Origin of the sequence: Exiguobacterium sp. KRL4 (assembly GCF_001870785.1) — a bacterium.
GTDB lineage: Bacteria > Bacillota > Bacilli > Exiguobacteriales > Exiguobacteriaceae > Exiguobacterium_A.
In genome coordinates, this window is record NZ_MOLV01000005.1 from 179318 (window position 1) to 193064 (window position 13747).

The 13747-nt window shown below is 43.1% G+C and carries 10 protein-coding genes; 1 reads left to right on the forward strand and 9 read right to left on the reverse strand.

The window, feature by feature from the left end; all coding sequences use genetic code 11:
• Position 1 precedes the first annotated feature (1 nt).
• The 7 genes from htpG to BLD48_RS05310 all read right to left on the reverse strand — a co-directional run bounded on the left by htpG (position 2) and on the right by BLD48_RS05310 (position 11439).
• The gene (htpG, locus tag BLD48_RS05280) at positions 2-1867 is read right to left on the reverse strand and encodes a molecular chaperone HtpG (RefSeq protein ID WP_071499255.1); all 1866 of its coding nucleotides are present in this window, start codon (positions 1865-1867) and stop codon (positions 2-4) included.
• An 83-nt stretch (positions 1868-1950) separates the two neighbouring features.
• Positions 1951-2823 carry a hypothetical protein gene (locus BLD48_RS05285; RefSeq protein WP_071499315.1) on the reverse strand — a complete coding sequence of 291 codons (873 nt, stop codon included), beginning with the start codon at positions 2821-2823 and terminating at the stop codon, positions 1951-1953.
• A 213-nt stretch (positions 2824-3036) separates the two neighbouring features.
• The gene (locus tag BLD48_RS05290; protein WP_071499256.1) at positions 3037-4323 is read right to left on the reverse strand and encodes a TIGR02679 family protein; all 1287 of its coding nucleotides are present in this window, start codon (positions 4321-4323) and stop codon (positions 3037-3039) included.
• Positions 4320-8384, reverse strand: coding sequence for a TIGR02680 family protein (locus tag BLD48_RS05295; protein ID WP_071499257.1), 4065 nt, complete (start codon positions 8382-8384; stop codon positions 4320-4322). The genes BLD48_RS05290 and BLD48_RS05295 overlap by 4 nt, the downstream gene beginning before the upstream one ends.
• Positions 8377-9525, reverse strand: a complete 1149-nt coding sequence (locus BLD48_RS05300; protein ID WP_071499258.1) for a TIGR02678 family protein — start codon at positions 9523-9525, stop codon at positions 8377-8379. Before BLD48_RS05300 ends, BLD48_RS05295 begins: the two co-directional genes overlap by 8 nt.
• A 4-nt stretch (positions 9526-9529) precedes the next feature.
• Positions 9530-10990 (reverse strand): TIGR02677 family protein, encoded by a 1461-nt coding sequence (locus BLD48_RS05305; RefSeq protein WP_071499259.1) that lies wholly within the window; start codon positions 10988-10990, stop codon positions 9530-9532.
• Positions 10991-11091: 101 nt separating this feature from the next.
• Positions 11092-11439 carry a hypothetical protein gene (locus BLD48_RS05310; protein ID WP_236629947.1) on the reverse strand — a complete coding sequence of 116 codons (348 nt, stop codon included), beginning with the start codon at positions 11437-11439 and terminating at the stop codon, positions 11092-11094.
• A gap of 110 nt (positions 11440-11549) precedes the next feature.
• On the opposite strand from BLD48_RS05310, the gene BLD48_RS05315 reads away from it, so the two are divergent.
• Complete coding sequence (locus tag BLD48_RS05315; protein WP_071499261.1) at positions 11550-11972, forward strand: DUF1801 domain-containing protein; 423 nt, start codon at positions 11550-11552, stop codon at positions 11970-11972.
• A gap of 61 nt (positions 11973-12033) precedes the next feature.
• On the opposite strand, the gene BLD48_RS05320 is transcribed toward BLD48_RS05315, so the two are convergent.
• Both BLD48_RS05320 and BLD48_RS05325 read right to left on the reverse strand, forming a co-directional pair.
• Complete coding sequence (locus BLD48_RS05320; RefSeq protein ID WP_071499262.1) at positions 12034-13272, reverse strand: MFS transporter; 1239 nt, start codon at positions 13270-13272, stop codon at positions 12034-12036.
• Between the two features lie 15 nt (positions 13273-13287).
• Complete coding sequence (locus BLD48_RS05325; protein ID WP_071499263.1) at positions 13288-13743, reverse strand: CBS domain-containing protein; 456 nt, start codon at positions 13741-13743, stop codon at positions 13288-13290.
• Positions 13744-13747 lie beyond the last annotated feature (4 nt).

Consider the following 13747-nt stretch of genomic DNA (forward strand, 5'->3'; position numbering starts at 1 on the left):
ATCAGACCATCAATGCGCAGACTTCGTTCGCAAACGCGACCGGATCTTCAATCGGCAATCCTTCCATCAATAACGCTTGTTGATACATCAACTTCGTGTACCGTTCGAATTTCGGACGGTCTTCGGCATAGGCCGTCTCAATCGCTTTGAAGACGTCATGTGACGTGTTCAGTTCAAGGATTTTCACGGCTGTAACATCTTGGTTATTCGGCATCGCTTTCAGGATTTTCTCCATTTCGATCGAAACCGCACCATCCGTCGCGAAGCAGACCGGATGTGACTTCAAACGTGTTGAAGCTTTGACCTCTTTCACCTGTCCCGCAAGTACGTCCTGCATCGCTGTAAACATCTCGACTTGTGTCTCCGTCGTTTCGGCTTGATCCGTCTGCTCGATGCCAAGATCGCTGCTTGTGACGGACTTAAATTCTTTTCCGTCGTAGTTGAGAAGCATCTGAATCGCAAACTCATCAATTTCTTCCGTGAAGTAAAGGATATCGAATCCTTTGTCCTTGACGAGCTCTGATTGCGGCAACTTATCCAACCGATCCGTGCTCTCACCTGACGCATAATAAATGTACTTCTGCTCTTCCGGCATCGCAGCGACATATTCTGCGAGCGTTACCAGTTTTTTCTCTTTTGCCGAATGGAACAAGACGAGTTCTTTTACGCTGTCCTTGTGCATGCCGTAATCGTTATAGATACCGAACTTCAGCTGACGGCCAAAGGCTTGATAATACGTCTCGTATTTCTCCCGGTCGTCACGAAGTAATGCCTCGAGTTGTGTTTTGATTTTGCTTTGGATGTTCTTCGCAATTAATTTTAACTGACGGTCGTGCTGCAACATTTCGCGCGAGATGTTGAGCGACAAGTCTTCTGAATCGACCATTCCTTTGACGAAACTGAAATGATCCGGCAACAGATCACTGCATTTTTCCATGATCAAGACACCGTTCGCATACAGTTCGAGTCCCTTTTCAAACTCTTTCGAATAGTAATCAAACGACGGCTGCTCGGGAATGAACAAAATTGATTGATACCGGACGGCGCCATCCGCACTAATATGGATATGTTTGACTGGTGTATCGAATCCATACCGTTTTTCTTGATAGAAGTTGACATAGTCCTCATCCGTCAGTTCCCGTTTGTTTTTTCGCCAGATTGGGATCATGCTGTTGACTGTCTTCATGACCGTCACGTCTTCTGTTTCGTCCGATCCTTCGACCGGGCGCTGTTCCGTTTCTTCCATCTCGATCGGATAGCGGATGAAATCCGAGTACTTTTTGATGATACTTCGAAGACGGTACGGCTCTAAGTATTCATCATAGTTCTCTTCTTCTTCGTTTGCTTTGATATGAAGTGTGATGTCCGTTCCGACTGTTTCTTTGTCGACCTCTTCGATCGTGTACCCGTCGATTCCGTGCGACTCCCACTTATAGGCGACGTCACTGCCAAACGGTTTCGTCACGACGGTCACGGTGTCAGCGACCATGAAGGCGGAATAAAAACCGACGCCGAACTGTCCAATGATATCATGGCCATCTTTCGATTCGTTTTCCGCTTTAAAGGCGAGCGAGCCACTTTTGGCAATCGTTCCGAGGTTTTCTTCGAGCTCTTCTTTTGTCATTCCGATTCCTGTATCACGTAAAATCAATTGACGTGTTTCTTTGTTCGGCTCGATCGTAATCTTGTAGGCGTCCTTGTCGAACGTAATCGTCTCGTCCGTCAACGCTTTGTAGTAAATCTTATCCATTGCGTCACTGGCGTTCGAAATCAACTCACGTAAAAAGATTTCCTTGTGTGTGTAGATGGAATGAATCATCATTTCGAGCAATCGCTTGGATTCTGCTTTAAATTGTTTCGTTTCCATTTTCGATACCCCCATATATTTTTTAGCACTCTATAAGATAGAGTGCTAATTCATTTCCATTATTACGGATACCAAAACGGCTGTCAATCCTCTGCCGGATAGAATTCATCGAGTTTTTTCCGGACATGCCGTCCAATCTCCCGTAGTCCATTCGCCGAGCCATACGTGCCATGACTCACTTCATTTTCATCGTTCCGGCTTCCAAGACCGAGGAACTGTTCGCTCGGTTTAAAATGGAGTCCGATAATCGGCAGACCCAGTTCAGCCGAATAACCGAATTCAACGACGGCATCCGGATAATCGGTTAAGGTAATAGGCGCTTTCCACGTAACACTCGAATCAAGTTTCCGAAAACGGTCCGTATGTTCCCGTCCGAGTAAAATAATGCCGTGTAATGAAAACAGCGGCAGTAATCTCAGGAAAAAGGTTTGTCCAAAAACGGTCTCTTCCAGCTCGTGCCGCATCGAAATCGTTCCCATATACCGTTTCGTCGGGAGAGGAAAGAAATCCGTATGGATGACAGACTGCAGAGATGGATCGTACAGGGACGCACCAAATCCGTTTAAAAATCCTTCCAGTTTACCCCCCTGCTCTTTTCCGAACCATGTCTTGTAGACGTCCTTTTGCTGAAAATAACAGTTGTATTTTCTGATACTTTGTTCATAATGTCTGTCGTTTTGGTAAGCACTTAAGGACATTCCCGACTCGCGTAAAAAGAAGGGACCGGTTGCATCGTAACGCATCGTCCCGTCTTTTTTTAAGAACTGTCCCGCCGAGGGATTGGTCGCCACCGTCAACCAGCTTGTTTTCGTCGCATCGCCAAACCATAAGACAGGAGTCGTTCCCTCAATCAATTCGTTTTGCATCGGTCCATTTTCTAACTCCATTTGGTGCTGAACGGCTTCTGCTAAGAGTTTTTTTGCAAATCTCCATTGTTCTGATGTCAGCGTTCTCATCCCTTTCACTTTGCGCTTTTCTGTTTTATCTGTTCCCGTTCCAGAAAAACGTTAGACACTTCGGTGGAGAACAGATGCAGAATATATCTTTAGTTCAAAAAGGATTGACTCAAAAAAATCACTCACTTTACACGTTTTCCTGTAGGAGTCGCGTGAAGCGAGTGATTTCAATTTAGACAAGAATATGGTGGGATTTTTAAAACATGTTTAGAATCACTTATTCTGCATAGTACACATCTTACAATCCTCTATCAAATAGGTAAGTAGTCCTTCTTGATAACCAGCTAACCCCGTATCCGTTATTTGTTTTGCCAAATCAACCAATTGAGTCTGTTGAATACTATTCAACTTGTTTAGACGTTCTTGGTTTAGTTCAACAGAAGGAGCAGACAGAGGGTAGTCTTCAAGTGACATTCTCCATAAAACGGCTTGCTTCGGATAACGATTCAGTACACGTTGCGCCATTTGAAGTCCTTCTGGATCAAAATCTCCACTATAATGAATTCTACATCCTGAAGCAGCAAGCATATCAAGCATTTTCCAACCAGCAATTCGAATTTGACCATGTGTACAAACTAAGCTGATTGTTGGAATATCATCTAAAATAGCTGAAAACACACCTGAGTTCTCGACGACATAAACATCTTTCCCTTGGCTCAAATGACATTCATCAAGTCGTAATATCTCCCGCAGGGGAACATTCAATACACTTTGTTGCTGACTGGCCGCTGCGAATACCGGATGTATGCCCCCCTGATAAGTCGCTTGGATATTCGCGATCGAAATGAAGTTCGAAATATCATCCCGTAAGATGCCGAATGTGAGCAACAACGTATTGATGGCTTCACTTGAAGTCGGATAACTTTCTCGTTGATCAGACATCTGATACAAATAATGAATTAGACATCTGCCTAAAACGGTCGATATATCAAATGCATGAGGATTACCTGCTACTCGTTGTGCATAAATTGAAATACGTTCCAAATCGATTGGTTTTTCGACTACTACACGATTCAGTATCTTTAAAATCGTTTCTTCGTGATCTTCTTCTAAATGTCTAGTGATCCAACGATGTTTTTCACTTTTTTCTTCAAGTAATGACAACCAATCTGATAAATAGCCATATCGTGCCTTCCAATCCTTAAACTTCTGTTGCTTGCGTTCTTGTTTTCCCATTTGAAGTTGATGCTTCGATAAAATCGATTCTTCAAAATACAGTTCTAGTAACTCGTGCAAGTCTGGAAGTTGAAAGCGAGTATCGCGGAGTCGACGTTCAAACAACAGTAACGAAATGTTTGGTTTCTCTTGTAGCAGATGGACTGGAAGTTTTAAAAAACCACTTAGAACATCTAAGTCCTCACTCGTGAAATGTTCAATCTTAACGCTTCCGCCTACCTTTCCGAGTGATTCATACTTTTTTCGAAAGAGTTGAAACAGTTTTTCGTAGACAGAGTGTTGCTTAAAATAAGTAATCGCTTCTTCAGAACGTTCACTCCTCATTGTTCGACCCTCGATATTCCATCCCATTCATAACGCATGACTGTGACGAAGTTAGCATTTTTCGGGCGGAGTAATTCAGCTATCGCAAGTGACGAGACCGTCGCGTAATCTCCCCATAGTACTTGAGAATTCATGATGTAATTGAATCCCAATGCTTCCACCACTTCAAACATCTCACTAATGTTATTCTCATCGACACCGGCAAATGCTTCGTCTAGAGAAATGATATAAGGTGCGTCTTGTTTCGCCTTCTGATACCGCGAGTAACAGGCCGTAAATAATGGAACATACATCGCCATCGCCTTCTCACCACCACTAAACTTGAAAAATGCATCATTTTTCAATTCACGTTTCGGTTCATTTGGTCGAACATACCATAATTCAAATGAAAACCATTTTCGATAATCCAACACATTTTGTAACACTTGAAGTAATGTCTGTCCTTCTCCGGACTCTATCATCATTTGTTTCGCAAACTGTATTCGTGAACGAAAATGTGACGTGATTCGATCAAAGTCCTCATCTTTTAATAACTTCGCATCCTGTTCTAAGAGGCTCACTAAATCTTTTGTATCCATTTCTTGTTCAGAATCTGCTGTTTTCGGAATCCATTTGATTGAAAACTTCAAACCTGATGATGTATCTTGATTTTCCATCAGCTCTTTCATATTTTTGGTCCATTGCTTGGCGTTATGAATTTTCGCTCGTAACATCTTCCCGACGGAGTCCAACAAAATGTCTTCATACAATTGACGATCTAATGCACTTAGACGATCTTGTTGTAACGTATACTCCAGAAAAATTTCTTGGAATAATTCATCTGGTAAGACTTGATTCCCATGGAGTTCAAACTGAAAAAGAATACGACTGAAGGCACGTTGCCACTCATTCAACAGACTCCGGTTTCCGACTTCAATCACTGCTTCTTCCCACTCTGGCAAGCTACGGCGAGGATTAGATTGACGCATCCGGTATTCGATTAGGTCCGATTGAGTTTCATTAAATAATTTTGTCAAACGTTCTTCTAAACGTGAACGTTCCCTCAAAGTAAATGTCTTTACGTGCTCTTTCCATGATGTCAGGTTGCCCTTGTCTGTGGACTGAACATTTTTCCATTCATTTTTCATATTTTCTTGCCAAAGCTGTTCTAACTTCCGAAGAAATTCCAGCTGTTGTTGACGAGTTTTTCTTTGTTCGATGAGGTTTTTTTCTCGTTCTGTATACGTTCCGATTTCCTTCGACAATAGAGCCATCCGTTCTTCCGATTGAGTAATCTCCAAGACAAGTTCTTTAATTTTTTGTTCAATTTCCTCCGCGCCCAGTAATTTTAATTGCTCTTCGAGTGCTTGAATCTCGTATTCAACCTTTGTTCGTTCCTGTGTGACATCCACCCATTCCTCGTGCACAAGCTGGATGACTTGTTCTTGCTCTTCGATTTGTTCTGTCCGCTCAACGATTCGTTCTTCGAGTTGACGAATTTCAGTATGACGTCTCGTGCACGTTTCAACCGCATCAATGTAATCACGTATTAGCTTTTGTGCATGTTGATACGCTTCCATCGTCCTGTCAATCGACATCTCATTTGTTTCTTCTATAATCTTTGCATTTTTTTGACGTAACGATTGATTCAATGCAGTCCGTTCCTTTTCAAGACGTTCCAAAATGTCTTCGTGCCCCGTCAAAAATCGTTTCGTCTCACCTAGTTGATGCGTCGCTTCTAGTAAATCGTCCTCTTTCGGAAACTCGTTCCACCACTGATCGTTTTGAGCGAGTTTCATCTGTAAGTCTTTTAAAGTTTTTTCTTGTTCTTCAAGTTGTTTGGTAAAGGACAGAATATCTGTATTCAAATCATGAACGAGTTGTGCCCGATGTCGTTGTCTAGCTTCTTTTCCGATGTAGCAGACTCGTTCATGGTCATGTGCATGACCATGAAGGGCACCGAATCGATATGTCACTTGATCAAAATCTAATGTGACCTCCGTATTCGTATGGATGGCGATACTTTTTAAAATCTGTTCAATTCTTTCTCGAGGTAATTTGATCTGTTCTGCATCTACTTCTAAGTAGTCAAACAAGGTTTCACCCGTTTGAATGGATTGAGGATACAAGACATCGTCGTGCTCTACAGGTCGATCCGTTTCTAAAATCAATGCATCTAACAAACCACTCGCCATCAAGACTCGCTCAATCCGAAGCGCAGTCTCCGGTGGAACCTGACTCCGAAACGACGTTACTTCATACAAGGGAGCATGTACATGACCTTTTTTCTGTAACGCTGCGCGTGCTGCTTGACGTTGTAAATCCCGAACAGGTTCTGGGTCTTCCTCTTCATTAACTAGACGATCACGTTTTTCCTCAAGGAGTTGTTTTTCTGCAAATAAACTTTCAGACACTTGTACTGCTTGATGATGCTCCGTTTTGAGTTCGAAGTTTTCTTGTTGAATCTGAGTCCAAAAAGGTGCTTTCACTTTCTCATAAGACGTCAGGTGCGGCACGTCTTCCAATACACGAATGAACTGTCGTGTCGAATCCGCTGAGACAGAGAATGCGACTTGATCCGACCAGTTGTACAAGTGTTCGACGATTCGTTGTCGTTCCGTGTGTTGCACCCCACTCCATTTATCCGCATCATTCCTTAATTGATCGACGGTTTCTTCGACTTCAGAGGCCTGTCTTGTCTTTTCTACGTAACGCGACTGAAGTTCAGTCACTTCTCGTAAATGTTCGAACAATGTTCCTAATCGTTCTTCATGTTGACGAGCCATTCCTTTCCATGTTCCAAAAGAGAACCCGTCCTCTTGTCTGAGATAGGCTTTAGCATACGTTTCATGTAATGAAAAAGCACTCTCTTGTGCTTCATAATCAATTTCATCTATTTGATCGTGCTGCTTTTCGATTAATTGTTGCACTAAAAACGATTTTTCATTTTTGTCCTTCATCAATTGACGTCGCTTGTCTTCTTCGCGTTCTTTGTCCCGCTCTCGCCCCGTCTGCTTTTCAATCAGTCGATTGCGCAATGTCGTCTTCGTTAACTTGTCGTTTTGCCAACGGAAAACTTCGTGACGAGATAACTCCATCCGACTGTCTTGTGCCACCTTATACTTGATTGTTAACTCCTCTTGTTCATGTGTATGCGCAATCAACAAGTCAGATAGTTCCTTGATTTCGCGTGACTCGTGCTCCAGTTGTGTTTCTTCTTTTTTACGTTCTTTAACGATTTTTTCCCACTGTTCTACTTGATCCAGCATCAACCGTTCTTCATACTCCTGATAAGCTGTTTTAATCTTTTGAATGGCATTGACTTCTCGTTCCAATTGTTCCATTTGTTGTTCTGTCTGATCCATTTGTTCAAGCGACTCTGAAAGTGAGATGAGATCGTCTTCCGACAACGCGGGCAACGCGGCTTCTAGAATATCGTAAATGACAGTTGGCTTAAAATCCTTTGACAGTTTTGGACTCCTTAATTCGATTAATAATTTGATCAAATCATCATAGGCGACGATGTCGTCAAAACCAAAAACATATCGATTCACAAGCTCCTTATATTCTTTTTGTGTCGTGACGACCACACCACCGTCTCCGATCCGATTTTTCAATTCGATTCTTGATAGTGGTCTCTTCTCGCTTCCATTCGTACTCCGAACCGTTTCGTATAGTTGAAAATCTTCACGAATCCGTCGTCCATCCGTGATGACGAATCCTGTAAAATGAATGTCTTTTCCTCGTTTCGCTTGTAGACGAATACCGGTCGTGATGTACTGTTCCGTATTTTTACGTTTATACTCTAAAAAGAGATAACCCGTTCGCTCTTCAATCTTAGAAACTTCCTTTTCACCTAACAAATAATCAACCATTTTACGTGAATGTGACCCGAACGGATCAAGACGTTTCGCTGTATACCGACCATCTAGAAGAACGGGTAACAAACTTTGCATCGTGACCGACTTTCCCGAACCGTTTGTTCCACGCAATAATAATTTTCCATCTTTAAAATCTAAAATTTCATCGTCGTAATACCAAAAATTGAATAGACCTGCTCGATTCAGTTCCCATTTATTCATCCCGACTCTCCCTTTTTTCTTCATATTCCTTCGGATAACGCGCGATGACACGAGAGATTCCTGGTAATACATCAATCATCTCTTCTATATCGTCGACTAATGCCAACTCCCAGTTCTCCCATAATTTCAATACTTCTTTCATGATATGTGTGATAGATCCTTCTCTGTAGTCTTTAGACCAACCATGTCCATATCTCTCTTTCGTTTGATGTAAGAGACGCTTAAATCGACTGAATGGTAGATAAATATGACCGAGAACTAGTTCTTTTTTTTCCAGCGTTTCGAGCAACATCGACGTGACGTGAAGAGACACATCGTAAATCGATCCTCTTCCTGGATAATAGGTGTACATCGTCTTTGGTTCTGGCAAATTCAAAAAGGCGACGTCACGATACACCTCTAATCGAAAAGGACTTGTTTCGATAAAATCATCCTGTAATCGATCACGATAACGTCTAATGTATTGAAAATCCAAATCGTCTTCACCTTGCCGACGAACAAATGGCGTCATCCGAAGTGCTCGATACACACGTCGACGCGTCATATCTTCAGGACGACGTCTCCACTCTTGTTCTAACAACTCGTGTTCATCACGAAAACGTGTTAAGTCATCTGGATAGGCACGCATAAAGTATTTGGCGTAAACCGTCACTTCGTACAAGACATCTTCAGTCGTATCCGATTGATACCCTTCTAAATGGCCATCGATCGTTCGTATGAGACTGAAGCCAATCACTTCACGCATCGCCCGAATCAATGATTGTCGAATCGTGTAAACGGACCATTCGATTTTTTCAAATCCAGGATATACTTCCGCCACATACTCGGTTAAATCGGATAATAAAAATTGCTCATCGACTCGCTTCCGTTCAAGAAAAGCTAAGATACAGCAAAATAAAACATAATCCGTTGTTTTATCAAATGTTTGAATACCCATCCAAGATTGAGGTTCGACAGGAATTTTTTCTAACTTTGCGAAATGCCGATGAACGATTAGTTCCAACCCATATTTATCTTGTAAGTGTCGCTTTAACACCATTTCACGGTCTCGAATCGTTCGGTACATATCGGGTTCTTGATCTCGAATGATCCAAAACTTCTCGAATAGTACATTCAATGCGTTCGTCGCTATTTCATCCATCCGTTTAGATACGCTCCTTTCTCTCTACAAAATGAATTCTCATGTCCGGCATCCGTAAAGTTCCATCTGTCGAAGTCAAATCAATTTGTTTATTTTCATCAATCTCAACACGAATCACATCACCATATGCTGTTTTGATCGTTCGATTTTCCTGCATCATCGCCTTAGCAATCCAAGTCAAGAATATTTTACGGACAAACGGTTCCACTTCATCTAATTCCGACAGGTGAATCGTATCTTGATCGAGATGACGATGAATGACTTCTTGTTGATGGATTTGTCTTGCGAGATGTTCAGCACGAACTCGCTCTTTTTCTTGTGTATAGTCAATTGCCGTATTTGCTCTTGTCCGTTCCCGGTAATCTCGAACGAGTGGTACACGTTCATGGACGGCTGGTGGTTCATTCCAAAGGTCGGCGTACAGTTGATCGGTCGCGATGGAGTCAGCGTGCAGATGACGCGTTTCGCGAATTCCGAATAAGACGGCCGATAATTGATGTGCTTCGGCTAACGTATCTTTTGATAAAAACCAATTGGCTACATACATATAGTCCGCTTGACGGCTCCGGCGTGATTGATGTCGTTCACCAAAACGTTGAACGATTCTCGTCATGCGACGAATCGCTTCATTGGTCTGTTGCTGAATGAGATCATATTGGCTAATCTCTCCGTCTTTACCAATGAACCAACGTTTGACATTCATGAACGTCATCAATAATTCAGCACTTCCGTCCTCAACGGATTCACCAATCATTTTCTTCGATTGATGTGCTTCGACACGCTGAAGGTACTTTATCAAATAATCTTCTGAGATTTCTTCAAATAAAAATTGAATACTTGCTGATGTCCGTTGCAACGTAATGATAAAGTCACTTAAATACTGAGTGAACCGATCCTTGTAGATCAAGAAGGCTTCTGACTGCATCTGTTCAACGGTCTGTTCACTTCGTAAGTATCCGAAATAATCTGATGTATTTTGTTTGATTGCTTTAAAGTACATAATTAAGTCATCCCACAACTGGGAACAGTCTTCATTTGATAAATTCTCCAATTTTTGAATCTGTTCCAATACATGACGAAATCGCTGAAACTGTGTTTTTTCGAGTGATCCACTAAAATAATCACCCTTTTCTTCGAATTGAATGAGCATTCTTTCGAACTCAACCGTAAACGGAGTAATTTGATAACGAAAACGACGTTTCTTAAATTCTTCAATCGTCCGGACTCGACCTGTCTCTTGTTGGGCCGTTAAGTTTCCCCATTTAACGAGCTGCGATAAATCTGTATGTAAGCGTTCTAGATCATATTCAAAAAAAAGTTCGTCCATTCGTAAGGATTCTAGTATCATTTCTGGTACGAGAAATTCCAGTAAATGTTCGTGTTGCACATAAAAAAAGCGGAGTATCTTCCGGTAATGTGGACTCTTATCTACAGTCAGATACGTTGCTTCTGAAATACGTTCCATTTCCTAATCACTTCCTTTTTACATAATGATATTGGTACATCGTTTTACACATTATCCTTAATAGTTTCTCATAATCTAAAAGCATCTGCTCGATAAAATCGTTAACCGTACACCCCAATCAAAGCGAGTGCTTGTCCGAGATAACTTTGATCGGATGGTAATGTGTGCTTCGCCTCTCCTGCAAGACGCCATTCGATTTGGACATGCCCGATCCTGTCGTATACGAGTTCAAACAAAAAGCCGTTATCTTGAAACGACACGACACCCGGTAACTGTTCATGCACCAGCCGAAATCGGCTTGCAAATTGATCATACTCGGAGAAGGACAGCATCATTTCATGGATAAGCATATCCTGATACAAGACTTCGATCTGCAGTGTCTCTATGATTAGATTGACCTCGACGATTTGCCAGACAAGCGTCTCATCGTATCCTACAAATGAAATCACGTGTTTCAACTCATTCACCTCTTTTCTTTGGAGTGAACATCCCAGAAATCGGGAATCTTCTTACTATAGACATCAGGGTACCGTTATCGACTCACGAAAGGAGTTTTCTTATGACCAATCAGCAAAAGACCTTACCGACGGATCAAAACGTCGATGCCTTTTTGAGTACGATCACGCCACCGATGAAACGGACGGATTGTGAGCAATTACGGCAGATTTTTGAAGAAATGACGGGTTATCCGGCTGTCATATGGGGGGACACGATGATCGGATTTGGTCACTATCATTATCGTTATTCCTCCGGACACGAAGGAGATTCATTTCTTGTAGGATTCTCGCCCCGCAAAGCGAACATCAGTCTGTACTTCGCAACAGGTCCGGAGCGGGAGCAATTCCTGGTACGTCTCGGCAAACACAAGAGTGGAAAGAGTTGTGTCTATATCAATAAACTAGCAGATATCGATCTGCTTGTCTTAAGAGAACTGATTGTCCATTCCGTCGCTTTCCTCGAAAAGACGTATCCAAAATCCTGAGGCCACTAAAAAACGTCCCTTCTTCCGCTGACTGCGAAAGAAGGGACGTTTGCTACTTAAATCAATGTCCACTGTCTGCTGTGTCGATATGACGAATATGTTTGAGATTGACCCCGATGATGACGACAGACAATAGAACGAATGCACTCCCGACATAAAACGGGAGGTTGGCGTTATAGATCTCAGCCAATTTACCGGCCATGAATGGCGCGATGGCTGCCCCGAGAAAACGTAAGAAACTGTATGCAGCGGATGCCGTAGAACGTTCGACCGGTGCTGCATCCATGACAGCCGTCGTAATCAAGGTGTTGTTGTTCCCGAGCACGGCTCCTGCAAGAATGACACAGACGATGACGACAGCCGGTGTTTCTGTAAAGATTCCCATTAACAGTAACAGGACGGCGAATAAGAGAAGCATCAGTACCATCGCTTTGATCGTGCCGAGCCATTGTTTTAATTTTGGTGCTGTCAGGACAGACGTCAAGGCGAGCAACATTCCCCAACCGAGGAAGACAAAACCAAGCCCTTGCGCCGGCAACTTCATGACGAATGGTGCATACGCCATGATGGTGAAGAATCCGACATTATACAAAGCAGCAACGATTCCAAGTGTCAACAGCGAGCGGTGTTTCATCGCCTGGAACGGCGCAATCAGCGAAATCTTTTTCACTGGTGTCGCCGTTGCGACTGGTTTTGGCATCAAGAATAACAAAACGAGGAACGCGATGACCATGATCGTCGCAACACCCACGAACGGGGCACGCCAGGTGATCGAACCAAGTGTTCCACCAAGCAAGGGGCCGATTGAAATACCAAGACCGACTGCCGCTTCATATAAGATGATGGCTTTCGCCGTTCCGCCGGATGACAGTGAGACGATGGCAGCAAGTGCCGTCGCGACGAACAAGGCGTTTCCGAGCCCCCAACCGCCACGCAAGGCGACAAGTGTCCAGATACTGTCTGCTTGTGATGCGAAACCGGCGACGACCGCAATGACCGCAATCCCGAGCATCAGTGTTCCTTTTTGACCGATCCGGGACGAAATCGCACCGGTAATCAGCATCGCAAACGCCATGACGGCATTATAGCTCGTAAATAAGAGTGTTACTTCACTTTTAGAGGCTTCTAGATTGTCGGCAATCGTTGGTAAGACCGGGTTTACAAGCCCCATCCCCATGAATGCCGTGATACTGGCAAAAAACACTGCCCATACAGCAATCGGTTGATGCAGTAAACCATGTTTGCTTTCCTCTAAGACTGTCTCAGGCGCAAGTGTCGTTGTTTTTTCAGCAAAAGCCATATAAATCCTTCTTTCTTAAATAAACTGTTTAAAGGAGTGACGGATGACGTCACCGCGACTGATGATTCCAACTAACTTTCCGTCTTTTAGAATCGGTAATTTTTTGATTCGTTTTGCGCCAAGTGTCGCCGCAATGTCTTCCATCTCGGTCTCAACGTTGGCTGTGACGACTTTCCGGCGCGCCATATCCATGACTTGACGCGTCAAGATGTGACGGACTCGTTCTTCGTAGTTTTTGTCATCGCCTTTGATGACGTCGACGTACAAAAACGTATCGACGATGATATCTTTATGTTTGCCGATTGCTCGCATGATATCCCCATCGCTGATATAGCCGACAACTTCCTGCTGGTCGTTGACGACCGGGACCCCACTGATTCCAAACGTGATAAAACGTTCAACGACCGTCCGGACCGTATCTTGTTCGTTGACAGTAATGACCGTCTCTTTCATCGATTGATAAGCTTTCATCGGA